The sequence below is a fragment of the Streptacidiphilus pinicola genome, assembly GCF_003258295.1.
GTDB lineage: Bacteria > Actinomycetota > Actinomycetes > Streptomycetales > Streptomycetaceae > Streptacidiphilus > Streptacidiphilus pinicola.
The window spans coordinates 1-25115 of the sequence record NZ_QKYN01000092.1 but is presented as its reverse complement, the minus strand read 5'-3'; the positions used below and the strand labels follow the sequence as shown (position 1 = coordinate 25115).

Genomic DNA, 25115 nt, shown 5'->3' with positions numbered 1-25115 from the left:
CATGTACTCGCCAGCAGCGACCGCCGCGGGCAGGGTTTCGTGCGCAACGGTCGGCAACACCCCCGCCCAGCGCCCCGTCGCCGCGGGATTCTCCCGCCAGCAAGATCGTCTCCCCGGCCGCCATCGCTGCCGCCCGGCCCACCGCCGCCGGGTGTGCCTGCGCCCCCAGCGGCCATCCCGTCGCCCAGGCCCAGCACCGCCTCACCGCCTCGCCCAGCCCCACGATGAGCAGCAGCCCCACCCCCACCCCCTCGTCGAGCGCCATGGCCCCGAACGTCGGCGACAGCGCGATGAGCTGGTTCGAGACGCACCAGACCACCATCGACACCCTCACGAACGACGTGGGTGCCGTCGCCAAGGACAGCACCGACATGGGCAGCCTCAGCTCGAACTGCACCCGGCTCGCCACGGACGAACACACCGCCGAGCAGGTCCCGCCGATCCCCGACGCCCAAGCCCAGACCCACTGGGCCGCAGCCCTGAACGACCTCCGCGCGGGCGCGAAGGACTGCAACGCAGGTGCGTCGGACAGCAATCTCGACCAAGTGATGCAGGGCGTAGGGCAGATCATGAAGGCGCTGGGGGAACTCCAAGCCACGATGCAGCGGCTGACTGCAGCCGCCTGACCTGCCGAGGCCCGCGGTGAACTAGTGCCGCGTCAGGCATTCTTCGCCCCGTTGTGACGTGTCGTCCGGTTGCTGTGCGGGCGGCGCTGGCGGTCAGACTGATCAGGTGGCTGGACGCGTGCGGGTCCGGGAGGTCGATGACGACGAGGGCAGACGGCTGCTGCGGATCGTCCGCCGACGAGCCGGGTCGGTTAGTGACCTGGCGGCGGGCCCAGATGGTACTGCTGTCCGCCCAGCGCATGCCCGTGGCGAAGATCGCCGAGGTCACGTTCACCAGCGCGGACCGGATCCGGGACGTGATTCACAACTTCAACGCCGACGGCTTCGACTCCCTCTACCCGAAGCACAAGGGCGGACGGCCGAGGATCTTCACGCTGCCCGAGCAGCGTGAGATCAAGAAGATCGCGAAGTCCATGCCGGCCGAGCACAGCATGCCGCTCTCGACCCGGAGCCTGGCCAAGCTGGCGGACTTCCTGGTCACCGAGGGGGTGGTCGCCGAAATCAGCCACGAGGGCCTTCGGGTCCTGCTCCGCGAGGAGGGCGTCTCCTTTCAACGCGTGAAGACCTGGAAGACCTCTCGCGACCCCGACTACGCCAGGCCGGGCAGCCGGTGGCGCAGTTCTTGGCCAGCGTGCCGTCGACGCCGAGGATCGGTTGTGCGAGCCGGAAGGCGTCCCACGATCCGGTGACCGCCGAACGGCGAGGCACCAGTGGCACAGGGCGGGGCCAGATGGGGCCACGTTGGGCGTCGCGACGGGGCAAAGGTTGCCTGACGCGACACTAGAAGTTGTGGGCGAACGCGATGATCCCCGCGGTCGCCATCCCGGCCAAGACCAGGGCCGCCAACGGGCGACGCATCCTCCATACGCGCGACCTCACAGCGATCCCCCTTCAAGCGAAGACAACAGGTCCAGAGGAGATGAGTCTCCCGAGGCAGCGGACGGTTGCATTCCGACGGTGACTCGGGGAAGGCCGGACAGCTGAGGCCGGGGGCTCACAGCTTCTTGACAGGAAGTCATGCTCACGTCAGATTAAGGAGGTCCGGTCGACCACCACTGCGAGAGGTGTCCCGTGAAACGACAACTGCTCAGCGCTGCAAGCGCCCTGTTGCTCGGGGGCGCGGCCGCCCTCATCTCGACCGCCCCCGCTCACGCGGACACCCCGACCATCACGTTCGCGGGGACCGTCGCCCTGGACGACTGCAGCGGCTCGCTGATCAGCTTCGCGAACTCCTCGCCCAGCGACCCGGCCCTGATTCTCACCAACGGCCACTGCCTCGAGACGGGCATGCCCGACCCCGGTCAGGTCATCGTCGACCAGCCCTCCTCGCGCACCTTCACCCTGCTCGACGCCTCCGGCAACAGCCTCGGCACCCTGCAGGCGAGCCAGGTCGACTATTCGACGATGACCAACACCGACGTGACGATCTATCAGCTGAACAGCAGCTACGCCGACATCCAGAACACCTACGGCATCAGCCCGTTGGTGATGTCCTCGACCCACCCGACCGCCGGCTCCTCGATCGAGGTCGTCTCCGGCTACTGGCAGACCACGTACTCCTGCAACATCGACGGCTTCGTCAACAAGCTCGAAGAGGCCAACTGGACCTGGCTGGACTCCGTTCGCTACACGTCCAGTTGCAACACGATCGGCGGGACCTCGGGCTCGCCGGTCATCGACACCACGACCGGGCAGGTCGTGGCGGTCAACAACACCGGCAACGAGAACGGCGAGTCCTGCACCCTCGACAACCCCTGCGAGGTGGACGCCAACGGCAACATCACCGTCCACCAGGGCACGAACTACGCCGAGGAGACCTACTACATCCCCGCCTGCTTCGGCCCGGGCAACGTCCTCGACCTCACCCGAGCCGGCTGCGGTCTGCCCCAGCCCTGACGGAGCGGCGGCGAACCCGGGGGAACTTGACGGAGCGTCAGAACATCACAGCGCCAGGCTGTCCGTGGCCGACGGGGCCGGCCGATGGTTGCGGCGGCGCGGCAGGGCTCGCCACAGGCGACCGCAGGCCACCGCGCCGCCCAGCAGGATCAAGTAGGTCAGGGGCGTCCAGGCTCCGCCGACGTGGGTGGCCTGCCCCTCGTGCAGGACGAAGGTCAGCGGGCTCTGGAGCCAGGTGACGCCGCCCCAGGTGTAGCTGCCGTCGGGGTGCGTTGCCGTGGCTGTGAGGGCCTGCTGGTAGGCGTTCGCCGCCTCACTCAGGAAGAAGTTGAGCACCAGCGGGGTAGTGAGAGCGAAGAGCGCGGCGGCGAGCCAGGAGTGCCGCGCACCCTCACCGAGCTCGGCGTCCAGATACTGACCGGCCAGCTCCCGGGGGCCGCCGAGGCGCCGCAGCGCCTCGGCGGTGCCCACCTCTGCGGCGGCGGCGAGCAGGTTGGCGCGGACCTCGCGCCGGTGCGCGATCCGGGTCCGGGAGGGCAGGTCGTACAGGCGCTGGTCCAGCGACCAGACGAGCCGTTCGATGCGCAGTCGGTCGAGCCGGGTGACGGTGTGCGGCATGTCAGGAACCCTTCTGCGGTGCGGCGGTCGTGGGGCGGGAAAGGATGGCGTCGACCCCGGCGGCGTGCCGGGCCCAGCCGGCGCGGCCCGCGGCCAGGGCCTGCTGTCCGGCGTCGGTGAGCCGGTAGTACTTGCGCGCCGGGCCGCTGGAGGAGGCGACGAGCCGGGAGGCGAGTCGTCCCTCCCGCTCGAGCCGGGCCAGGGCGGGATACACCGTGCCTTCCAGGACGTCGGTGAATCCGGCGCCCTGGAGACGCTGGACCACCTCGTACCCGTACGACTCCTGTTCTGCGAGCAAGTGCAGCAGCAGGAGCGAGAGGACGCCCTTGAGCAGCTGCGGGTCGTGGCTGGAGGTCACAAGTACCAGACTGTCCCCAGTACTCGACAGTGTCAAGTAGCTGGCTTCCTGATGCGGCACCCGCCCGCACCCGTTTGCGATCGCGGCGTTCCCGCACGCGATGATCGGCGACTCGTCATCCCTCCCCGAACAGCGCGACCAGGCGCGGGTCCAGGAACGCATCGAGCGCGGCGATACGGTCGTCGCGCACGGTGAGGAGCTGGACGGCGAAGGGCTGCCAGGCCGATCCGGAGGCGTCGCGGTGGAGAAGCGCCACCGCGGGCGCGCCGTTCGCGGTGGCCGGGAGGGCGCGGGAGTCGCGGCACGGGTTGGGGTCACGGCGGAACCAGCGGGCGATCTGGGCGCGGCCGGAGAGCCAGAGGGCATGAGGCGGCATGGACAGTGTCGCGTCGTCGTGGAGCAGGGCGAGCAGCGCGGGGATGTCGTGGCGCCCGAACGCCGCCACATAACGGTCGAGCAGGGCGCGCTGATCCTCCGTCAACTCCGCTGCGCCGGGCCCGTCCTCGCTGCGGCTGTCCGCCATGCGGTGGCGGGCGCGGCGCAGCAGGCCGTTGGCGGCCGGGACGGTCACGTCGAGGAGCTCCGCTGTCTCGACCGCGGACAGACGCAGGATGTCGCGGGCCAGGAGCGCAGCGCGCTGCGTCGGCGGGAGCCGGTGCAGCGCGGCGACGAAGGCGAGGCGGACGGAGTCGCGCAGGACGGCCGCCCCTGCGGGGTCCGGTTCGGGCGGGAGCAGCCAGCGGTCGGGCGCGGGCAGCAGCCACCGGTCGTCGTCGCGCGGGCCGAGCGGCGAGGACGCGTCCCCTGCGCCGGTGACGTCGACGGGCCGCTCGCGGCGCGGACGTTGACGCAGCAGGTCCAGGCAGACGTTGGTGGCGATCCGGTACAGCCACACCCGCAGGGACGCGCGCCCGGCGAAGTCCGCGCGGCCGCGCCACGCGCGAAGCCACGTCTCCTGGACCGCCTCCTCGGCCTCGAAGGGCGAGCCGAGCATGCGGTAGCAGTAGCCGAGCAGCTCGCGCTGATGACGGGCGTGGATCGCGTCCCAGTCCCCGTCCCCCACGGACTCGGAGAGCGGCACGCCGGAGGTGGTCGTCACCTGTATGACAACGGTCCATCGCCGCATCGCATTTCCGCGTGGCGCGGTCATTTTCGCTCCCCCGCTTCGTCTGCACCTGGCACAGGGCCGCACGAGGCGGCCTCGTGTGTGTATGACGAAGGAGCGACTCATGATCCTCATCACGGGAGCGACCGGCCTGACCGGCTCCGCGTTGGTCCGCGAGTTCGGCCGCCAGGCGCGGCCTGCCCGCGCGCTGGTCCGTGACCCCGCGAAGGGCCGGACGGAACGCGAGGCGGCCGGGGTCAGCACGGTCCGCGGGGACCTGCTCGCGGCCGAGACCCTGGCCCCGGCGCTGGACGGTGTGGAGACGGTGGTACTGATCTCCAGCGCGGACGACCGGATGGTCGAGGCCCAGGGCAACCTGATCGACGCGGCCGTCGCCGCGGGGGTGCGACACGTGGTCAAGATGTCCGGCCTCGGCATCGACCCGGACTCGGTGTTCCGCTACGGGCGCTACCACGCGCAGGTGGAGGAGCACCTGCGGGCGGCCCCGGTGGCCGCGACGGTGCTGAGGCCGAGCCAGTTCATGCAGGTCTACTACCGCGAGGTGCCGACGATGCTCGCGGACGGCACCTTCGCCCAGCCCCTCGGCGAGACCCGCCTCGCCCCGGTCGACGTCGAGGACCTGGCCAAGGTGGCCTTCGCCGCCGCCACCGGGCCCGCCCCGGAGCACGGGGAGACCGACGTCCTCCCCATGACCGGTCCCGAAGCGCTGTCGATGACCGAGGTCTGCGCGATCCTGTCCGAGACGGTCGGCCGGCCGATCCGGTACGTCGATCTCACGCCGGAGGAGAAGCACCGGCACCTCGTCGCCGCCGGCATCCCGCCCCGCTTCGCGGACGACCTCGACGACCTCTTCCGGCTCCGGCGGGAGGGCGGGCCCGAGAGCCGCGTCGACGTCACCGCGTTCGAGCGGTTCGGTATCCGGCCCACCACGTTCGCCCAGTTCGCGCTGCGCTCGGCGCCGGTCTTCCGCGGGGAGACCGCGCCCGAGCGGCTGTGGGCCGCCGGCTGGCTCGACACGGAGCGGCTCGACACGGACCGGACCACCGGCACCGCCCGCTGAGCGCATCCACCAGAAGGGAAACCGGGCCCCGAGCCCCGACCTGCCCGTCGGCTCCGCGTAACCCGGGCGGGTCGGTCGGCGGGCAGGGGGCCGGGGCCCCGCCTACCGTCGGAGTATGAGTGTCCGCATCACAGTCATGCCGGCGGCGGTTCCGCATCACCTGCGTGATCAGGAGGTCACCCGGCAGATCAGCTACAACGACCGCGAGGACGCGGAGTACGTCTACGAGATCCTGGTGAGCGGCGCCGTGGTGGTCTGGCGGGGCAAGCCGGGATCGGACGTGGGCGGCGAGATCGAGGTCGTCTACGGGGCGACGGCGTGGGAGAACGTGCAGGGGATCCCCCGGCGCGACACGCTCTAGGAGCTCCGGTCAGGAGGTCCGCAGGCCTTCGGCGAACGCGCGTGCCGCGCTCAGGTCGCCGGCGTCGGGGCGCGCCTTGTTGATGCCACCGACGAGCCGGAACGGCAGCCAGGTGTCGTGGCCGCGGCACGAGAAGCTGCCGCACACCTCGAAGCCCTTCCCTTCGAGGGCCCGGACGAGCGGGCCGGTGAAGGGGCGGAACGGCGGCTCGGGCAGCCCGCTCGTCGTGAGCACGAAGGCCTGACGACGCTCTCCGGACGACGGCTCCAGGGACCTGACGAAGTCCCGCAGGCGCGGATGGAGCCGGCCGTTGAAGACGCCCGAGCCGAATCCGACGAGGTCGCAGGCGGCCAGCTCCGCCGGGTCCACCCGTGCGGGGTCGACGACCGCCGCGGACAGGACCTGGCCCATGGCCTCGGCGATCCTCCGCGTGTTCCCATGGGACACCGACGAGCAGACGATGAGGGCCTTCATGCGAGGTCTCCCTTCACGCATGTCCCGGCGTCCACCCAGGTCCCTGCCTCCGGGACACCGGTCGCGGCCCCGCCGGAACGAGTGGGCCGCGCCCGTCAGCTAGGACAGGGCGCGGCCGGGAAATGTGACATCCGCGTCAGACCAGCGTCCATGCGTGGTCGCGCGCGGTGCAGGGGCCGCCGGCGTGGACGGCGAGGCGGGAGGCGGTGACGTCGAGGGAGACGGTCGCCAGGGTCTCCCAGCGCTTGCCGAGGGCGGCGGCCGGATCGGCGTGGCAGCAGAGCGCGGCGCCCTCGTCGAGGTGGAAGGTCAGCGCGTCCAGCAGGGCGGGGGCGTCCGGCGCGGGGTGGTCGCCGGTGCGGGTGCGGAGCGCGGCGAGGCGGTGGAGGGTGTCGGGGTCCTCGGTGGCCAGGGCCTCGCCGGGCGCGAGGCGGGGATCGACGAAGTGGTTGGTGCGCAGCAGGTAGCCGTCCGCGCCGGGCTGGAGCACGGCGGGTCCGGCGGGGCTGAGCTCGACGGTGGCGGCCCGCGCGCGACCGCCCTCGTACGCGGCGAGGGTCAGCGAGCTGGACGCGGCGACCGGGGTCGCCGTCGCGAGACGGACGGCCTCGTCCACGCTCGCGCAGCGGTCGAGCACGTGCCGGGCGAGCACGTGGACGGGCAGCCAGGAGGTGTCATCCACGGCGTCGTTGTCAGTGGCGTGGGCCAGGATGTTGAAGTGCAGGCCGAGCCCGGCCGCGTTGACGCCGATCTTGCCGACGATGCCGTACTCGGTGATGGTCCGCACCTCACGGCCGTCCGCGTGCTCGATGTGCCAGACGAACCAGCCGTCGCGCATGTCGTCGTGCCAGTCCCAGGTCTGGGTGGTGACGGGCGGGCGACCGTCGGCCGGGGCGTGGACGACGGTGGAGCACTCCGGGTGCTGTCGGCCGAAGCGGCCGAGGATCTCGGTGCGGGCGTTGAGCGCGGCGACGCGGTGCAGGGGCAGTTGCGCGCCGCGGGCGATGCCGTCGATCTCCTCGGCGAGCTCGGGCGCGGTGGCGGCGACGTGGCCGAGGGCAACGAGGCCGAGCTCGCGCACGTCGCCGCCGCCCGCTCCGGAGGCACGGAAGAGCGTGTCGTAGAAGTCGGCGGTGCGGCGGATCCGGTCCGGGAAGGCCCGGCCCAGGAGCAGTCCGCGCTCGCCCGGGGCGGCGGCGGGGGAACGGTGGACCGTGGGCGTGGTCATGGCGGGGTGCTCCTGGGCGGGGGAAGCGGGCAGAGAACAGAGAAGGCGTGCGCGCGGGCCGGCGCGTCGATGGGGCACGCGAAGCAGCGTGCGCGCGGGCGGCGTGGCCGCCGGGCACGCAACGCAGCCTCGGCGCGGGCAGGCGCGTCCGTCAGGCGCGCGGAGCAGCCTGCGCGGTGGCCACCCGGTTCCCGGCGGATTCGGCGTCGGCGGCCTCAGCGTCAGCCGCACAGGCCTCCGCGCCCTGGGCCGCGACGAGCCGGGAGCTGCGCGGGCGGCGCGTGAGCGCGACGTAGAGGACGGCGGCGAGGATCATGCCGACCGGCAGGGAGAGGTCGGTACCGTCCATCGCCTGGGCGATCGGCCCGGAGAAGAGCTGCGTGTCGACGCAGAGCGCGGCCGCGACGGCGCCGACGACGAGCGCGGAGGCACCAGCCCAGTTCACGCCGCCGGAGAACCAGTACGGCCCGCCGCGGCTCTCGTCACTGAGCTCGTGCCCGTCGTAGCGGTTGCGGCGCCGGATCACGTCGACGGCGTAGATGGCCATGGTCGGGCCCATCAGCGCGACCATCAGCTGCAGCACGCTGTTGACCGTGTCGAGGAAGTTCGAGACGAGCAGCGCGTACAGGGTGAGCGCGACCCCGAGCGTGCCGTCGAGGGCCACGCTGCGAGAGCGACGGATCCTCAGGCCGACGGCCTGGAGGGCGAGGCCGGAGCTGTAGGCGGTCATCGCGTTGTTGGCGACGGCGGAGAGCACGACGGCGAGCAGGAAGGCGGGCTTGAACCAGCCCGGGATGATCGACTCGAGGGCGCTCTCGGGGTCGGTCATGTCCAGCGCGGTCCCGGCCAGCACGCCGAGGCCGGTGAAGAGCACGCTCGGGACGTAGGCGCCCACGAAGGTCCACCCGGCGATGGCGGCGGGCTTGGTGGTGCGCGGCAGGTAGCGGGTGAAGTCGGCGCTGTTGTTGTAGGACAGCGGCGCGGAGGCGACCAGGGCCAGGCCGGCCGCGATCGCGGCGAAGAGCACGCTGCCGTGCAGGGACTGCTGCGGGTGGTAGTGCCAGTCGGTGCGCTGCAGCACGTAGCCGGCCAGGACGACGAAGACGACGGTCAGCAGGATCGTGAACGGCAGGTAGAGCCGGATGATCATGGCGTGGCCGTAGACGCTGATCGCGAGGGTCGCCGCAGCGACCAGCACGATGATCACAACCTTGACCAGCGTGTTCGGATGCAGCCCCGCCTCGTCGGCGAGCGAGAAGGCGGCGAGGCAGCCGGCCGCCCAGTTGAGCGCGAGGTAGCAGACCGAGGCGAACCAGCCGGTGACCAGGATGTTCGCGCGGTTGCCGCGCACGCCGAACATCGCCCGCATGATCACCTCGCTGGGCGTGCCGGAGGCGGACCCGCTGACGGCCACGAGGCCGACCAGCGCCCAGAAGAGGTTGCCGACCACGACGACGGCCATGGCCTGCCAGAGGCCGAGGCCCATCAGGATCAGCGTCCCGCCGACGACGAGGCTGAGGTAGCTGACGTTGGGCGCGGCCCAGACACCGAAGAGTTCCCGAGGGCGACCGTGGCGCTCGCCGTCGGGAATGACGTCGATGCCGTGCGCCTCCACCCCGCCAGTGTGCGGGGTGGTGTCGGCGTTCTGGTTCTGCGTGCGAGAAGGCTCACTTTCGTGAGCGGGCGTACTGGCAGCCATGGGGAGTTCTCCGAACCGACAAGCCCTGAGGGGCGGCTTGGCTATTGGTCGCACATCCAATAGTGAGATGACAGCTCTCGTCAAGAGTCCGTTGGAAACTCCGAGCGCCTGCGGGGCCTGGCCCTAGGGCCGGTCCGGCGGATCTTCTCGGATCAGCCCGGGCCGTCTGGCGCGGTCAGCTGCAAGGCGGAGGATCGCCCTCGTACTGGGCCGTACTTGGGCGATTCGACAACGCAGCAGATGGCCGTGGCAGGCGGACCGGGCCCGGGAAGATCCGCCGGACAGGCCCTAGCCGCGTCGCGTCGACGCGCGGACGGCCAGGTGCACCGGCAGCGACGGGATCGGGCAGGCCTTGCCCGTCTCGATCAACTGGATCAGCGCCTCGACCGCGAGGCCGCCCGCCAGGCGCGGGGAGAGCGACAACGTGGTGATCGGCGGCGCCGTCTCCGTGTAGGCGGGGTCCTCGCTCATGCAGGCGACCAGCACGTCGTCCGGCACACGCAGCCCCTGGCGCAGCGCGGCGTCCAGGGCGAGGCGCCCGGCGGACTCGTAGATGCCGTAGACCGCGTCCGGGCGCTCGCCGCGCCGCGTGGCGAACAGGGCCTCGCCCAGCTCGGGATGGTCCAGGGGGAGGATCAGCGGGTCGTTGCCGTGCTCGGCCGACCAGAGCCGGTAGATCTCGGCGTTCCGGCAGGCGTAGTAGTCCGAGCCCGGGCCGGCGATCAGGGCGATCCGGCGCGCGCCCTGGGAGCGCAGCAGGGCCAGGACCGAGCGCAGCACGCTGTCGTGGTCGTTGTCGACCCAGACGTCGGACGGCTCCGGGCAGGCCGGGCGGCCGACGTAGACGCGCGGCACGTCCGACGCGCGCAGCAGCCGCTCGACCGGGTCGTCCTGTTGCGGGTCCAGCATCAGCACGCCGTCGGCGACGAGCGCGTGCCAGCGGCGGTCCGCGGGCGCGGCCGGAAGGACGGTCAGGCCGTAGCCGCGGGCGTGCGCGCTGGCGAGGGCGCCCGCGATCACCTGGGCGAAGTAGGGCAGCGCCGCGAAGTTCCACGCCTCCGCGCCGAGCGTGGTGACGCCCAGCGCGAGGGTGCGGCTCGGGCTGAGGCGGCGCGGATCGGTCGCCAGCGGGTAGCCGAGGGCGGCGGCCACCGACAGGACGTGCTCACGGGTCCGGCCGGTCATCCGGCCGGTGCCCTTGAGCGCGTTGGTCACGGTCGCACGGGAGACCCCGGCGGTTTTGGCCACGTCCACGATCCGCACCCGCGTCATGCGCGGAACTGTACGAAATCCGCCACAGAGCGTAAAGAGCACGACGGAATCAGTAGCGGTTCACCCCTTGTGGTTGCCCGCGCAACCAAGCAGCGTGTGGGCCCTGCCAGCGGGAACGCCCGATCCGGCGCCGTCGTGGCACGGCGGCCGTCCCCGCCCCACTCCCTCGCGTGCCTGTGCGCCGCCATCCCCCGTATCGGAGCTGCCGTGCATCCGGAACACCCCTGTGCCGATCTCCGCGCCGACTCCGGACCCGCCGATCTCGTCCTTCTCGGCGGGCCCGTCTTCACCGTCGATCCGGCCCGCTCCTGGGCCTCCGCCGTCGCGGTGCGCGGCGGCCGGATCCTCGCCGTCGGCCACGAGCACGAGCTGCGGCCGCTGATCGGCCGCACCACCGAAGTCGTGGACCTGGAGGGCAGGTTGCTCCTGCCGGGCTTCCAGGACGCCCATGTGCACACCGTCTTCGCCGGCACCAACCTCACCCGCTGCGACCTGCACCCACTGCGCACCGCCGAGCAGTACCTCGCGGCGATCGCCGACTACGCGGCCGCCCACCCCGAGGCGGAGTGGATCACCGGCGGCGGCTGGCGCCTCGACGCCTTCCCCGACGGCCGGCCGACCCGTCAACTCCTGGACGCCATCACCACCGTGGGCGACCGCCCGGTCGCCCTGCCGAACCGGGACGCCCACGGGCTGTGGGTGAACAGCCGGGCGCTGGAGCTCGCCGGGATCACCAAGGACACGCCGGACCCGGCCGACGGCCGGATCGAGCGCGACGCCGACGGCGTCCCGACCGGCATGCTGCAAGAGGGTGCCGCCGACCTGGTGGAGCGTCACATCCCGGCGGACACCGGCGAGGACTTCTACCAGGGGCTGCTCGCGGGCCAGGCTTACCTGCACTCCTTCGGCATCACCGGCTGGCAGGACGCGGCGGTGGGCGCCGCCTTCGGGCCAGGCGACGTCTACGGCGCCTACCTGCGCGCCGACCGCGAGGGCACGCTGAGCGCCCGCGTCCGCGCGGCGCAGTGGTGGGACCGCGCGGGCGGCTTGGAGCAGCTCGCGTTCTTCGAGCGGCGACGCGACGAGGCCGCCGACGGCAACGGCCGCGGTCGCTTCGACGCGGGCAGCGTGAAGATCATGCTCGACGGGATCGCCGAGAACCACACCGCGGCCATGCTGGAGCCCTACCTCGACGGCTGCGGCTGCTCCTCCGGCAACGCGGGCCTGGACTTCGTCGACCCCGAGAAGCTCGGCGGCTACGTCGCCGAACTCGACGCCGCCGGCTTCCAGGTGCACTTCCACGCCCTCGGCGACCGCGCCGTGCGCAACGCGCTCGACGCCGTCGAGGAGGCGCTGCGCCGCAACGGCGACCGCGGCAACCGGCACCACCTCGCGCACCTCCAGGTGGTCCACCCCGAGGACATCGCCCGCTTCCGCGCCCTCGGCGCCACCGCCAACATCCAGCCGCTGTGGGCCTGCCACGAACCGCAGATGGACGAGCTGACCATCCCCTTCCTGGGCGAGCGCCGCTCGGGCTGGCAGTACCCGTTCGGCTCCCTGCTGCGCGCCGGGGTGCCGCTCGCCGCAGGCAGCGACTGGGACGTCACCACACCCGACGTGATGGCCGGCGTCCACGTCGCCGTCAACCGCACCGGCGAGGAGGACCCGAACCGGGTCCTCGGCCCGGAGGAACGCCTCGACCTCGGCGCGGCCCTGGCCGCCTACACAGCCGGCTCCGCGCGGATCAACCACCTCGACCACGTCACCGGCTCGATCCAGTCCGGCAAGTACGCCGACCTCGTCGTGCTCGACCGCAACCCCTTCGACAGGCCGGCCCAGGCCATCGCCGAGACCCGCGTGCTGCGCACCTACGTCCAGGGCGAGTTGGTCCACGCCGCCGCCGAGCAGTGAGAAGGAGAGCCCAGTGAGAAACCGTATGCTCCGCGCCGCACTCTGCGGCACCCTCCTGGCCGCGACCGCCGCCTGCGGCTCCGGCGGCCCGGGCACCGGAGCAGGGCCCAAGAGCAACTACGCCGCCTCCCAGGTGACCACCGCCCCCGGCACCAAGCCGCTCAGTCACGTCGTCTGGTCGGGCGACTACCGCCCGCCCTACTCCGAGGACCCGGTCAAGACCGCCGACTACCCCGAGGAGACCATCCTCGGCAACGTCTGCGAGACGGTCATCCACGAGAACGCCGACTACTCGCTCAGCCCCGGTGTCGCCAAGTCCTGGACCCAGCCCGACGGCCGCCACCTCGTCCTGAACCTGGACCCGGCCGCCACCTTCAGCGACGGCAAGCCCGTCACCGCCGACGACGTGGTCTACAGCCTGGCCCGCAACATGGACCCAGCCACGGCCAGCAACTACGCCGACAGCTACCGCGACATCAGCACCATCACCGCCACCGGCCCGCACCAGGTCACCGTCACCTTCGCCAAGGACAACTACCTCTTCGTCCGCTACCTGGGCGCACTCGGCGGAGCCGTGGTCGAGAAGGCCTTCGCGCTCAAGGCGGGCCAGAACTTCGGCAACGCCAACGTCGGCGTGGTCTGCTCCGGCCCGTACACCGTCGCCTCCTTCGACGGCACCACCTCGCTGGTGCTCAAGCGCAACGCCCACTACTGGGACCCGACCCGCGCCGCCAAGGTGGACTCCCTGGAGTTCCACTTCTACGGCGACAACTCCGCGCTCTCCAACGCGCTGGCCTCGGGCGCCGCGCAGGGCGCGTTCAACGTGCCGCCGGCTGCCGTCGCGCCGCTGTCGCGCGCCACCGACGGCAAGCTCTACATCGGCGGCGAGGGCTCGACGATGGAGAACGAGGACCTGATCGTCTCCCATCTCTCCGGACCGCTGGGCGATGTGAGAGTGCGTCAGGCACTGAGCATGGCGCTGGACCGGGCGGCCATCGCCAAGACCGTCTACAACGGCGCCGCCGATCCGCTCTACAGCGTCGCGGGCCCCGGCTTCTGGCAGAGCAACCCGGCCGCCGCGACCTACAAGGCCGCCTACCAGGCCCTGGTGAAGCAGCCCGACCCGGCCGGCGCCAAGAAGCTGCTCGCGCAGGTGAAGAACGCCGACCAGCAGATCACGCTGGGCTACCCGGCCGCGACGCCGTTCGAGACCCAGCTGGCGCAGGTGATCCAGCAGACCGGGCAGCAGATCGGCCTCAACATCAAGATCGTCGGCCTGCCGGACCAGCAGTACGGCAACCTGTTCACCGACCCCAAGGCCCGCGCCGGGCTGGACTCCTTCCTGACGCTCAACTACATGGAGTTCCCCGAGCCCGCGGTGATGTTCCGCAGCTACGCGCTGCCCTACGGCGTCCAGGACTTCAACGGCTACAACAACCCGGTCGTCACCCAGAACCTGGAGAACGCCCAGGGCGCGCAGGACCCGCAGAAGCGCGCGGGCTACGTGATCGCCGCCCAGCAGCAGCTCGCCCAGGACCTGCCCTGGATCCCGATCGCCGCTCCGCGCGCCCTGGTCTTCCAGAACAGCGGCGTCACCGGCGCCCCGCTGACCTTCGCCTACATGGACACCACCTGGGCCGCCGCGCTGGGGGCGCCCTGATGGCGCGTCTGCTCCTGCACCGCCTCGGTGGGCTGGTGACCACGCTCCTGCTGTCCAGCGTGGTCATCTTCGGCAGCCTGTATCTGGCTCCCGGCAGCCCCGAGAACGTCCTGTTCGGCAACCGGACGCCCTCGGCCGCCGCCCGCGCGGCCGTGCGGCACCGGCTCCATCTCGACCAGCCGCTGCCGGTGCGCTACTGGGACTGGCTCACCGGCGTGCTCCACGGTGACCTCGGCACCTCCATGGTCACCGGCCAGCCTGTCGCCGACCGCGTCGGCTCCGGGCTCGGCACCACGGCGCTGCTCGTCCTGTTCGCCTCGCTCCTGGTCGTCGTGCTCGGCCTCGGGCTCGGCCTGCTGGGCGCCGTGCGCCCCGGCCGGCTCGACGGCGCGGTCAGCGCCGTCAGCGCGGTCTCGGTCAGCGTGCCGCCGTTCGTCGCCGCGACCGTGCTGATTTCGGTCTTCGCTGTCCGGCTGGGCTGGCTCCCCGCGTCCGGCAGGGGCAACGGCCTGGACGGACTGGTGCTGCCGGCCGTCGCGCTGGCGCTGCTCTCGTGCGGCTTCCTGGCCCAGGTCACCCGCAACGCCGTGGGCGAGCAGCTCGGCCGGGAACACGTGCAGACCGCCCTGGCCCGTGGTCTGCCCCGGGCCGCCGTGCTGCGCAGCCATGTGCTGCGCAACGCGCTGCCGCCCATCGTGACGGCGATCGGTCTGCTGGTGGCGGGCATGTTCGCCTCGACCCTGGTGGTCGAGTCGGCCTTCGCGCTGCCCGGGATCGGGCAGCTGACCATCCAGTCGGTCGCGCAGAAGGACTTCCCCGTCGTCCAGGCCGTGGCCCTGCTGCTGGTGGCCGCGTTCGTGATCTGCAACGCCCTCAGCGACCTGGTCCAGGCGCTGATCGACCCGCGCCTGCGCACCGCCGGGAGGACGGCATGAGACGACTCGTCACCTGGTGGGCTCCGCTGGGACGTTCCGGACAGGCCGCGCTGGTGTGGGTGACCCTGATGCTGCTGCTCGCTCTGGCCGCCCCCCTGGTCGCCCCGCACGACCCCGGGCAGCAGAGCCTGCTCGACTCCTACTTCGGCCCCTCCCCCGCGCACCTGCTCGGCTGCGACGGGCTGGGCCGCGACGTGCTCTCCCGGCTCCTCCTCGGCGCGCGCACCTCCCTGCTCGGCCCGGCCCTGGTGGTCTGCTGCGCGCTGCTGGTCGGCATCCCGCTGGCGCTGGCCGCGGCCTGGTCCGGCGGTTGGGTGGACGGTGTGATCGCGAGGGTCTTCGACCTGGTCTACGCGCTGCCGGGGCTGCTGCTCGCGGTGCTGACCGTGGCGCTGTTCGGCCCGGGTCTCACCCCGGCCGTCGTCGCCCTCTCGATCGCCTACATCCCGTTCCTGGCGCGGATCGTACGGGCGGCGGCGCGGCAGCAGCGGGTCAGCCCGTATGTCGACGCGCTCGCCGTGCAGGGTTTCGGGGTGCTCCGGATCACGGTCCGTCACATCCTGCGCAACATCGTGCCGGTGGTCGTCGGGCAGGCCGCGATCGCCTTCGGCTACGCGCTGCTGGACCTCGCCTCGCTCTCCTATCTCGGCCTCGCCGTCCAGGCGCCGACGCCCGACTGGGGCGTCATGGTCAGCGACACCGACGCGCTGATGCAGGGCCAGTGGCTGCCCGTCGTCGCACCCGGCGTCCTGGTGGTCCTCACCGTGCTGGCGCTGACAGTGCTCGGCACCCGGATCGCGGGCGAGCGCACCCCCTACCTGCGACGCGGCCGCGCGAGGCGCCGCCGACCGCAGTCCGCCTCCGCACCCGCCGGAACCGCAGGAGTCGCCGCATGAACCCACTGCTCGACCTCTCCGGCGTCACGGTCACCGTCCCCTCGGCCGAAGGACCCCGCAGGCTGCTGGACGGGATCGACCTGTCGCTGGCTCCGGGCGAGGCGCTGGGTCTGGTGGGTGAGTCCGGCTCGGGCAAGTCGATGACGATGCGGGCCGTCACCCGGTTGCTGCCGCGCGGCGCGGCGGTGTCGGGGGCGGTCCGGTACGACGGCGCCGAGGTGTTGGCGATGGACGCGGGCGCGCTGCGGCGCTACCGCGACCACGAGGTCGGGCTGGTGTTCCAGGACCCGCGCGCCCACATCAACCCGACCCGTCGGATCGGCGCTTTTCTCGTCGAGGCGCTGGTGCGCAACCGGGGGGTGGGCAAGCGGGAGGCGTTGGCGCGGGCGGCGGCGGTGCTGGCCGAGGTCGGCATCGACGATCCGCAGCGGCGGCTGCGGCAGTATCCGCACGAGGTCTCCGGCGGCATGCTGCAACGGGTGATGATCGCGTCGGTGCTGCTGGCCGAGCCCCGACTGATCCTCGCCGACGAGCCGACCACGGCGCTGGACGTCACCATCCAGCGCGAGGTCGTCACCATCCTCGACCGGTTGCGGCGCGAACGCGGCATGGGCATGGTCTTCATCACCCACGACCTCGACCTCGCGTTGGCGGTGTGCGGACGCGTGGCGGTGATGTACGCCGGACGCATCGTCGAGGTCCGGACGGCAGCCGGACTGCACGAGCGCGCCGCGCACCCCTACACGCTCGGCCTGTTGGGCTCCCGCCCCTCCATCGACGCGCGCTCCGCCCGGCTGGAGGCCGTGCCGGGCCGGCCCATCGCCGCCTACGAGGCGGGCGCCGGCTGCGCGTTCGCGCCGCGCTGCCTCTTCGCTATGGAAGCCTGCGACCGAACGGCCCCACCGCTGCGTGCATTCGACGACGGTCTGGTGCGCTGCTCCCGCGTCGAGGAGATCCACGCCGCACGGACGGAGGCGACGGCATGAACGCGGGGAACGCGGGGAACGCGGTCGAGGTACGCGGGCTGAACAAGCACTTCAAGGCCCACCACGCGGTCGTGGACGTCGACTTCGACGTCCCGGCGGGCGGGTCGCTGGGGATCGTGGGGGAGTCGGGCTCGGGCAAGACGACCATCGCCCGGATGCTGGTCGGGCTGGAACGCCCTTCCAGCGGGACGATCGAGGTCATGGGCCGCGACCGCAGCGCGCCGGCCCGAGGCGCCAAGGAGCGCGGCCGCCGGGCCCGGGAGTTGCAGATCGTCTTCCAGGACCCCTACACCTCCCTCGACCCCAGCCAGTCCGCCCGCGCGGCCGTCGAGGAGGTGCTGCGGCACCACGGCCGCGACCTCTCCCTCACACAGGAGCTGGTCGACCAGGTCGGCCTGACCGAACGCCAGGCCTCGGCCCGGCCACGCGACCTGTCCGGCGGCCAGCGCCAACGCGTCGCCATCGCCCGCGCGCTGGCGGCCTCACCCAAAGTCCTGATCCTGGACGAGGCCGTCTCCGCCCTGGACGTCTCCATCCAGGCCCAAGTCCTCAACCTCCTCACGGACATCCGCGCCCAGACCGGGATCGCCTACCTGCTCATCTCCCACGACCTCGCCGTGGTCCGGCAACTGTGCGACACCGTGCTCGTACTCAGACGCGGCCGCGTCGTCGAACAGGGCGACTGCGCGACGGTCCTCGACGCCCCCGCCCAGGAATACACCCGCGCCCTGCGAGAGGCCGTCCCCGTCCCAGGCTGGGCGGTGACGGCCTGAGCGCTCAGCTGTGCTCGCCTCGCGAGGCGCGGCTGCGACGGCGGGAGACCAGGACCAGCGCGCCGCCCGCGGTCAATAGGCCCGCCGCGCCAAGGGCCAGCGGCACGACGGTGTGCGCGTCCGCGCCGGTCTCGGCGAGGGTCGGCGGCTCGCAAGCCTTGTAGACGATGCGCGCCTTGCGGGTCGCCGTCTGGCCCTTGCGGTTGTGGGCGCTGTAGGTGAGGCGGTCGGCCCCGCGGGGCGGGCAGCCGGGCTCGGCGTGGTAGACCAGCATGCCGTCGTGGACGTGGACCGTGCCGTGGGCCGGCTGCTTGAGGACCTGCACGTGGGTAACCGGCAGCCCGTTGATCGGTGGGACCGGGATCACAGCCGTGGTGGAGCCGCTCGGCAGGTCGACCTTCTCCGGCGGGGCCTGCGATGTCGGGGTGGACGAGGACGGGCTGAGCGTCGGCGAGGGGCTCGGCTCCGGACCAGGGTGTGCCGCCATCCAGATCTGACCGACCGGGATCCCGGACTGCACCGAGAACTCGAAGGTGATCGAGCGCAGCGCCACCGTCGGCTTGAACCAGCCCGCCGCGCCGTCGGTGTCGACGACGTGGCCGACCAGTGTGCTGCGGCCCTCGTGCCAGACCGGCTTGTCCGTGAACGGCCCGCGGGTGCAGCTGCCCGGACGGGGCGTGGAGTCACAGTAGTTGAAGGAGTCCTGCCAGCCGAGGTCGGCGGCCGAGACCTCCGCGCCGTTCTCGTCCACGGCGTGGATGCGCACCCGGTCGGCGTCGATGTCGCCGAGCGCGAAGCCCCAGTGCCCGGCCGGGGCAGGGGTGTCGAAGGTGACGGTGGTGACCGAGGGGGCGCCGCCGCGGGCGGTGCGCATCAGCAGGTAGTCGTGGTTCTTCGAGCTGCCGAACTCCGCGCCGAAGGGCGTCGCGTCGTTCAGGTAGGTGCTGGCGCCGCTGGGGGTGGACGGGCTGGCGCTGGTGGTGGTGAACGACGCGTCAGGGAAGCCCCGCACCGGGAAGGTGATGCTGCCACCACCCCCGGAGAGCGACCAGTGGCCGTAGTCGGACCCGACCGCCGCCGCGGCCGGGACGGCCAGTCCCATCCCCGTCGCCCCGGCAGCCACCATCAGACCCGCGACCGCCTTCACCGCCGAACGCCGCAGCAACCCGCTTTTCGGCACAACACATCCCTTCGCTCTGTCAGTTCCCCTTCGACACTGGCGTGCGAAGCAGAGGGCGCCGGGAGCGACCCGCCGCCGGTGCTTGGTTGAAAGTGGATCTTTCACCTCATCGGCCGACACGGCGGCCCGCCGATCCGGCGGCTCAGCGATAGACGGGGACGGTGCTGCGCGGTCCCATCACGTACGGGGGCCGGCCGGCGAAGTGCACGATCCGGCCGCCGTCGCAGCGGTAGCGCAGGTCGGTGATCTGCCAAGGCCTGCCGTCGAGCTCGACCCAGTCACCCAGGTGCAGGCTCAGGGCCGTGGACGGGACGGGACGACCCGCGGGGGGATGCGAAGCGGCCATGTCTCCTCGGTCTGGCTGGTCGGTACGAGCGGGGTGATCCCTATCCCGTTTTCGGCACGGGGCTCCCACGAGGAGAGCTCCAGGCCTGCATACGGCGGTACGTACACAGGAGTGCGGCGAGGCAGCCCTGCTGCCGCACCGGCCTCCCCCGTGCGGCAGCAGGTGATGCCGCGAGGGTCGGCCGGTGTGGGCGCCGAAACGTTTCGACCTCTGTCGGGATCGGCATCTCCGCGCGTCACGGGTGGTCCAACGCGGGGAGCGGACCAGGGTGTCGCGGAATGCCCGCCCATGACGCGAGACAGCGATCCGTACGCACGAGCGCCCGAATACGTACGTACCCGCGGCTCCGTACGACCCGGGCGGACCGCGATCACTGACGATCGAATTGCGAGCCGATCCGGTTGCCCACGGACCCACTCCGGCCTCCGACTCGACGCAGTACGGACGGTTCCGATCAGTCCTCACCAGCCGGAGTGAACCGACGCCGGTCGCGCGGGTGCCCGTGGGTACGCTCCCTTGGCATGACTGCGACCTGGAGGGACGCGAGCCGAGGACAGCGCCGTCCGGGACGACTTCCCACGGAGTTCACCAGCTTCGTCGGGCGCGAGCGCGACGTCGCCGCCGTCCACGACGCCCTGACGCACAGCCGGACGGTGACGCTGGTCGGGCCCGGCGGCGTGGGCAAGAGCCGGGTCGCGCTGCGGGCCTCCCGACTCTGGAAGGCCCGGATGCCCGACGGGGTCTGGTGGGCGGACCTGTCCGCGCTGCGGGATCCGGAGCTGCTGCCCGCGACCCTGGCCGCCACGCTCGGCCTGCCCGAGCAGTCCGGGATGGCCCCGACCGACGCGCTGGTGGAGCATCTGAGCCGACGTCGGCTGCTGCTCGTCCTCGACACCTGCGAACACCTGCTCGACGCCTGCGCCGAGGTGTGCGAGCTGCTGCTGCAGGGCGCGCCCGAGGTCAGCGTGCTGGCGACCAGCCGGCAGCCGCTCGACGTGCCGGGCGAGTCCTGCCTCGCCGTCGCGCCCTTCGCCCCGGCCGACGCGCTGGAGCTGTTCGCGCAGCGCGCCGCCTCCGCGGACCCGCGCTTCACGGTCACCGAGGCCAACCGCGCGCAGCTGCTGGCGCTGGTCGAGCGCCTGGACGGGACGCCGCTCGCCCTGGAGCTGGCCGCGATGCGCCTGCGTGCCGCGCCGCTGGCGGAGTTCACCGCGCGCCTCGACCACAGCTTCGAGGTGCTGACCGGTGGCCGCCGCACCGCCAGGTCCCGCCACCAGACGCTGCGCGCCGCCATCGACTGGTCCTACGACCTGTGCACCCCGCGCGAACGCCTGCTGTGGGCCCGGCTCTCGGTCTTCGCCGGCTCCTTCGACATCCCGGCGGTGGAGGAGGTGTGCACCGGCGGGGAACTGGCGCGCGCCCGGTTCCTGGAGCCGCTGATCGGGCTGGTCGACAAGTCGGTCGTACAGCGCACCGGCCCCGACGGCTGCCGGTACCGGCTGCTGGACACCATCCGCGAGTACGGCGCGGAGCGCCTCGCCGAGCAGGAGGACGCCGACGCCGTCCACGCCCGGCACTTCGAGCATTTCCGCGAGCTCGGACGTCGCTTCTGGGACGAGCTGCTCACCGGGGCGCAGCTCACCAACTACGCCGCGGTCCGCGCCGAGCTACCGGATCTGCGGGCGGCGATCGGCCACGCCTACACGACCGAGGACCTCGGAAGGGAGGGCCGCGCGGCCGAGGGCCTGTGGCTGGCGACGCAGCTGTCACCGTTCTGGCGGGCGGCCGGGACGCTGTCCGAGGGCGCCTACTGGATCGAGAAGGGCCTCGCGCTCGCGCCCGCAGACTGCCCCGAACGCGCCTGGGCGCTGCTGCTGAACGGCATGTTCGCGATGTGGACGGCCGATCTCGGCACCGCGCCGGAGCGGTTCGCCCAGGCGCGGGAGGTCGCGCTGCGGGTGGGCGAACAGCGCGTGGCCCTGTTCGCCGAGGCGTACCAGGGCGCGCTGCTGGCCCTGTGCGGTGAGATCGAACCCGGCCTCACCGCGCTGGACGCCGCCCGGCAGAGCATCGTCGCCGCCGGCGACCAGCTCGGCATGGCCGTGGTCCACTACGAGGGCGCGCTGCTGCGCGCGGTCTTCGGCGACACAGCCGGGGCGCTGCAGTGGTGCGCGGACGGCCTACGGCATCTGGAGGGCTCGGGCGACCGCCAGTTCCGCGCCTCGACGCTGACGGTGCAGGGCATCATCCAGTGGCTGGCCGGCGAGCACGAGGCGAGCGCGGTCGCGCTGCGCGACGGTCTGGAGGCGGCCGACGAGATCGGCGAGGCGCTGATCGCCGCGCTCGCCTGCCTCGGTCTCGGCTGGTACGCGGCCGGGCGCGGGCGCCACGCCCAGGCGGCCTGGCTGCTCGGATACGCCGAGCACAACCGGCGGCTGACCGGCGACCCGGTGGCGATGATGCCCTCACTGCTGGACGAGCAGGAGCGGGTGCAGGAGCTGGTCAGCGGCGCGCTCGGCGCGGAGGCGTTCCCCCGGCACCAGCTGGCCGGCTCCCGCCTGACAGCCGGCCAGGTCCTGGACGCCCTGCGCGCCGACGCCGACCTGCCGACCCCGGCAGGTCCGGACACCCCGGCCGCGCCGCGGCCCGCGCCCGTGGTCGCGCCGCCCGCGTCCGCGCCGTCCTGCGACACGCTCACTCCGCGCGAGCTGGAGGTCGCCGGGCTGGTGGCGCAGGGGCTGTCGAACCGCGAGGTCGCCGAACGGCTCGTCATGTCCAAGCGCACGGCGGACACGCATGTGGAGCGGATCCTCGCCAAGCTCAGCATCGCGTCCCGCACCCAGATCCCGGCCTCACTCACTCCGCACACGGACCGCCCGCCGCAGCCGCGACGCTCGCGCTGGACCCTCGAATCGGCACTGCTCCATTCGAGCGAACCGGAGTGAAGGCATCCGAATTCGGGGAAAGAGCCCGGACATGTTGCGAGGATTCAAGAACTTCCTGATGCGGGGCGACGTGATCGTGGTCGCCATCGGCCTGATCGTGGCCCTGGCGTTCAGCACGCTGATCAAGGCGTTCACCGACTTCGTGATCAACCCGATCATCACCCGCCTCCAGGGCAAGGGGTCGATAGGGCTGGGCTGGCAGCTCGGCAGTCCGGGCAACGCCGCGACCTATCTGAACCTCGGCGCCTTCATCTCCGCGATCGTCTACTTCGTGGTCTTCATGGCGATCGTGTACTTCATGATCATCATCCCCTACAAGCACGTCCAGGCGCGCCGCGGCGTCACCGTCTTCGGCGACCCGACCCCCGCCAAGACCTGCTCGGCCTGCCTCTCCGACGACATCCCGGCTGCCGCCTCCAAGTGCCGCTACTGCGGCACGGAACAGCCCCCTGCGGCCTGATCCCGTTCCGGCTCCGGCAGCACCAGGCCGAGCAGCAGGGCCATGGGTGGGATCGCACAGAGCGCGAGCAGCGCGCCGCGCGGGCCGTGGGCCTGGGCGACGAGACCCAGGACGGGGGCGAACAGGCCGCCGACGCTGACGGCGAGGCCCAGGGTGACGCCAGAGGCCGTGCCCGGCCTGGTGGGCAAGTAGTCCTGGCCGAGCTTGACCAGCACCGCGAACGGCAGGTTCAGCGCCGCGCCGGTCAGCAGCGCGAACAGCAGCGGCGCCCACGCCCCCGGGGCGAGCAGCAGCCCGGCCAGGAGCGGCAGCACGAGGGCGGTGCCGCACTGGATTGTGCGGACCATCCCCCACCGGTCCGCGAGCCGTCCGCCGAGGAGCGTGCCCCCGACACCACCCGCGAGGAAGCAGGTGAGGGCCACTCCGGCCAGCGCGCGGGAGGCGTGCAGCTCGCGCAGCCAGTAGAGCTCGACGAAGGTGTTGAGCCCGAAGAAGGCGGTCGAGCGGAGCACCTCGACGCCGGTCAGCAGCGCGAACGGACCCCAGCGGTCCCGCCCCGCCGCCACGGCCGGGCGGGCGGGAGCGGCCTGGACGCGCCGGGCACGGCGGAGCAGGACGAACGCCATCAGCGCGGCGGGCGGCAGGAACAGCGCCGTCGCTCCGACACCCCAGGCGACCAGTGCGGGGGTGGCCAGGACCGGGGCGAGGAAGAACCCGACGCTGCCGCCCGCCGCGAAGACGCTCATCGCCGCCGCACTGTCGCCCGCGTCGGCGCGGGCCGCCTTGCCCGCGGCCGGGTGGAACATCGCGACGCCGAGCCCGGAGAGCAGGACCAGGCACCACACCGCCGGATACGGGCCGACCAGACCGGCCAGCGCGAGGCCCAGCCCGGCGAGCCCCACTCCGGCGCCCGCCAGCCACGCCAGCCGGTAACGGTCGACGGCGAGCCCGAGCAGCGGCTGCGGCACCGCACTGCCGAGCGTCGCCGCCATGGTGATGCCGGTCGCAGCGAGATAGCCGTAGTGCCGGTCCAGTACGAAGTAGGGCACGGCGGCGGGGACGAGGCCCTGGTACAGGTCGTCGACCGCGTGGGCCGTGCCCCACACGCGCATCCGCCGCCACGGGGACGCGCGGTCGGGAGCTGCGACGGGATGGCGGTGGTCCACGGTGGAGGTCATGACTCCAGCCTTCCGGCCGGCACCGGGTGCGGGCTTTCGGTAAACTGCCGATACATGTCGGCAAACCGCCAAAGCGCAGCCGCCGCCCCTGCCGCCGGCGACCGGACGCCCCGCCTGGCGCTGCCCGGCCCGACCGTCCAGCACCTGGCCCGCACCGAGCGGATCGAGAGGCACCACCACGACCGCCACCAGCTGATCCACCCGGGCAGCGGAGTACTGCAGGTCGAGACAGCCGCGGGCACCTGGGTGGTGCCGCCGCAGCGCGCGGTGTGGATCCCGGCGTTCACCACGCACGCCCATCTGGCCCGTACCGAGACGCGGATGCGCTCGATCTCCTTCCCCGCCGCGGTCGACCCGGTGGGCGGGGAGCAGCCCGCCGTCCTGGTCGTCACGCCGCTGCTGCACGAACTGGTGGCCGCCCTCGCCGAGCCCGGCCCCGACCGGACGGAGGCCGAGAGGGCCACCCTGCAGCAGGCCGCCGCCGACCAGTTGGCCCGCGCCGAGCGGCTGACGCTGGTCCTGCCGGCCCCCGTCGACGACCGCCTGCGGGCCGTCGCGGCCCTGCTGCACGGCGATCCCGCCGATCCGCGCACCCTGCCGGAGCTGGGCGCGGCCGTCGGCGCGAGCGAACGGACCCTCAGCCGCCTGTTCCGCGAGGAGACCGGGCTCACCTTCCCGCAGTGGCGCACGCGGCTGCGACTGCACCACGCGCTCGACCACCTCGCGGCGGCGCCCCCCGCGCCGCACCGCGCGCCGCCCGCCCCCGCGCCCCCCCCACCCNNCCGCGACGGCGGCCGCCTGCGGCTACGCCACACCCAGCGCGTTCATCGAGAGCTTCCGCGCGGTGTTCGGAACCACCCCATCGCAGCACCGGAGTTCGCCCACACGGTGAGGCCGCGACCTGCACGAACCGCTCCACCTGCACGAATTCTCCTCAGAAGCCTCACCTTTACGAGCTGTCACCATCCGTCGTCGTGCTCCTAGGCTCGCCAGGTACCGAACACAGGCTCCGACACAGACACCTGACAGCCGGCATCTTTCGCACGGAAGACGGAATGAAGTTCTGCCCCACCTGCCGCCGACACCTCAACGGCGCCTACTCCTGCCCCGGCTGCGGAGCCTCCGCG

23 protein-coding genes and 1 pseudogene are annotated in these 25115 nt (G+C 72.4%); 14 read left to right on the top strand and 10 right to left on the bottom strand.

Features of this window, described 5'->3' with window-relative positions:
• Positions 1-224: 224 nt before the first annotated feature.
• From DN069_RS23570 to DN069_RS23560, 3 genes and pseudogenes are all read left to right on the top strand, one after another.
• On the top strand, positions 225-626 hold the full coding sequence (locus DN069_RS23570; RefSeq protein WP_133260027.1) for a hypothetical protein: 402 nt from the start codon (positions 225-227) through the stop codon (positions 624-626).
• A gap of 106 nt (positions 627-732) precedes the next feature.
• Positions 733-1237 (top strand): annotated as a pseudogene (locus tag DN069_RS23565) (helix-turn-helix domain-containing protein); the annotation flags it as partial.
• Between the two features lie 460 nt (positions 1238-1697).
• Positions 1698-2522 (top strand): trypsin-like serine peptidase, encoded by an 825-nt coding sequence (locus tag DN069_RS23560; RefSeq protein WP_111503988.1) that lies wholly within the window; start codon positions 1698-1700, stop codon positions 2520-2522.
• Between the two features lie 45 nt (positions 2523-2567).
• Here the strand turns inward: DN069_RS23560 and DN069_RS23555 are convergent, their stop codons facing one another.
• The 3 genes from DN069_RS23555 to DN069_RS23545 form a co-directional block, all read right to left on the bottom strand.
• Positions 2568-3140, bottom strand: coding sequence for a hypothetical protein (locus DN069_RS23555; protein WP_111503986.1), 573 nt, complete (start codon positions 3138-3140; stop codon positions 2568-2570).
• 1 nt (position 3141) lies between these two features.
• A complete protein-coding gene (locus DN069_RS23550; protein ID WP_243639636.1) occupies positions 3142-3498 on the bottom strand; it encodes a PadR family transcriptional regulator in 357 nt (118 codons plus the stop codon).
• A gap of 115 nt (positions 3499-3613) precedes the next feature.
• The gene (locus DN069_RS23545; protein WP_243639635.1) at positions 3614-4597 is read right to left on the bottom strand and encodes an RNA polymerase subunit sigma-70; all 984 of its coding nucleotides are present in this window, start codon (positions 4595-4597) and stop codon (positions 3614-3616) included.
• Between the two features lie 130 nt (positions 4598-4727).
• On the opposite strand from DN069_RS23545, the gene DN069_RS23540 reads away from it, so the two are divergent.
• Complete coding sequence (locus DN069_RS23540; RefSeq protein WP_111503980.1) at positions 4728-5684, top strand: SDR family oxidoreductase; 957 nt, start codon at positions 4728-4730, stop codon at positions 5682-5684.
• Between the two features lie 115 nt (positions 5685-5799).
• The gene (locus DN069_RS23535; protein ID WP_133260026.1) at positions 5800-6045 is read left to right on the top strand and encodes a hypothetical protein; all 246 of its coding nucleotides are present in this window, start codon (positions 5800-5802) and stop codon (positions 6043-6045) included.
• Between the two features lie 9 nt (positions 6046-6054).
• Here DN069_RS23535 and DN069_RS23530 read toward each other — a convergent pair whose 3' ends face one another.
• The 4 genes from DN069_RS23530 to DN069_RS23515 all read right to left on the bottom strand — a co-directional run bounded on the left by DN069_RS23530 (position 6055) and on the right by DN069_RS23515 (position 10718).
• Positions 6055-6519, bottom strand: coding sequence for a flavodoxin family protein (locus DN069_RS23530; protein ID WP_111503976.1), 465 nt, complete (start codon positions 6517-6519; stop codon positions 6055-6057).
• A 136-nt stretch (positions 6520-6655) separates the two neighbouring features.
• Complete coding sequence (locus DN069_RS23525; protein ID WP_111503974.1) at positions 6656-7747, bottom strand: C45 family autoproteolytic acyltransferase/hydrolase; 1092 nt, start codon at positions 7745-7747, stop codon at positions 6656-6658.
• Between the two features lie 151 nt (positions 7748-7898).
• A complete protein-coding gene (locus DN069_RS23520; protein ID WP_111503972.1) occupies positions 7899-9446 on the bottom strand; it encodes a purine-cytosine permease family protein in 1548 nt (515 codons plus the stop codon).
• Between the two features lie 288 nt (positions 9447-9734).
• A complete protein-coding gene (locus DN069_RS23515; RefSeq protein WP_111503961.1) occupies positions 9735-10718 on the bottom strand; it encodes a LacI family DNA-binding transcriptional regulator in 984 nt (327 codons plus the stop codon).
• A gap of 207 nt (positions 10719-10925) precedes the next feature.
• Between DN069_RS23515 and DN069_RS23510 the strand changes: the two genes are divergently transcribed.
• From DN069_RS23510 to DN069_RS23485, 6 genes are read left to right on the top strand one after another with little or no spacing between them, the layout of a single operon-like run.
• Complete coding sequence (locus DN069_RS23510; RefSeq protein ID WP_111503959.1) at positions 10926-12629, top strand: amidohydrolase; 1704 nt, start codon at positions 10926-10928, stop codon at positions 12627-12629.
• A gap of 13 nt (positions 12630-12642) precedes the next feature.
• Entirely contained in the window at positions 12643-14289 is a 1647-nt protein-coding gene (locus DN069_RS23505; RefSeq protein WP_133260025.1) for an ABC transporter substrate-binding protein, read from the top strand.
• Entirely contained in the window at positions 14289-15224 is a 936-nt protein-coding gene (locus DN069_RS23500; protein WP_111503955.1) for an ABC transporter permease, read from the top strand. Before DN069_RS23505 ends, DN069_RS23500 begins: the two co-directional genes overlap by 1 nt.
• Entirely contained in the window at positions 15221-16120 is a 900-nt protein-coding gene (locus DN069_RS23495) for an ABC transporter permease (RefSeq protein WP_207892239.1), read from the top strand. The genes DN069_RS23500 and DN069_RS23495 overlap by 4 nt, the downstream gene beginning before the upstream one ends.
• Positions 16117-17106, top strand: a complete 990-nt coding sequence (locus tag DN069_RS23490; RefSeq protein WP_111503953.1) for an ABC transporter ATP-binding protein — start codon at positions 16117-16119, stop codon at positions 17104-17106. The genes DN069_RS23495 and DN069_RS23490 overlap by 4 nt, the downstream gene beginning before the upstream one ends.
• Complete coding sequence (locus tag DN069_RS23485) at positions 17103-17879, top strand: ABC transporter ATP-binding protein (RefSeq protein WP_111503951.1); 777 nt, start codon at positions 17103-17105, stop codon at positions 17877-17879. Before DN069_RS23490 ends, DN069_RS23485 begins: the two co-directional genes overlap by 4 nt.
• A gap of 4 nt (positions 17880-17883) precedes the next feature.
• Here DN069_RS23485 and DN069_RS23480 read toward each other — a convergent pair whose 3' ends face one another.
• Both DN069_RS23480 and DN069_RS23475 read right to left on the bottom strand, forming a co-directional pair.
• Positions 17884-19059 carry an LPXTG cell wall anchor domain-containing protein gene (locus DN069_RS23480; protein WP_133260024.1) on the bottom strand — a complete coding sequence of 392 codons (1176 nt, stop codon included), beginning with the start codon at positions 19057-19059 and terminating at the stop codon, positions 17884-17886.
• A 142-nt stretch (positions 19060-19201) separates the two neighbouring features.
• Positions 19202-19405, bottom strand: coding sequence for a hypothetical protein (locus DN069_RS23475; protein ID WP_111503947.1), 204 nt, complete (start codon positions 19403-19405; stop codon positions 19202-19204).
• Between the two features lie 521 nt (positions 19406-19926).
• Here DN069_RS23475 and DN069_RS23470 point away from each other — a divergent pair.
• Both DN069_RS23470 and DN069_RS23465 read left to right on the top strand, forming a co-directional pair.
• Positions 19927-22350: an ATP-binding protein gene (locus DN069_RS23470; protein ID WP_111503945.1), complete on the top strand. Its 2424-nt coding sequence runs from the start codon at positions 19927-19929 to the stop codon at positions 22348-22350.
• A 31-nt stretch (positions 22351-22381) separates the two neighbouring features.
• Positions 22382-22810 carry a large conductance mechanosensitive channel protein MscL gene (locus tag DN069_RS23465; RefSeq protein ID WP_111503943.1) on the top strand — a complete coding sequence of 143 codons (429 nt, stop codon included), beginning with the start codon at positions 22382-22384 and terminating at the stop codon, positions 22808-22810.
• Here DN069_RS23465 and DN069_RS23460 read toward each other — a convergent pair.
• Complete coding sequence (locus DN069_RS23460; protein ID WP_111503941.1) at positions 22777-23988, bottom strand: MFS transporter; 1212 nt, start codon at positions 23986-23988, stop codon at positions 22777-22779. The genes DN069_RS23465 and DN069_RS23460 overlap by 34 nt on opposite strands.
• Here DN069_RS23460 and DN069_RS42655 point away from each other — a divergent pair.
• Positions 23962-24972 (top strand): AraC family ligand binding domain-containing protein, encoded by a 1011-nt coding sequence (locus tag DN069_RS42655; RefSeq protein ID WP_424556317.1) that lies wholly within the window; start codon positions 23962-23964, stop codon positions 24970-24972. The two genes, DN069_RS23460 and DN069_RS42655, sit on opposite strands and share 27 nt — an antisense overlap.
• The last annotated feature ends 143 nt before the right edge of the window (positions 24973-25115 follow it).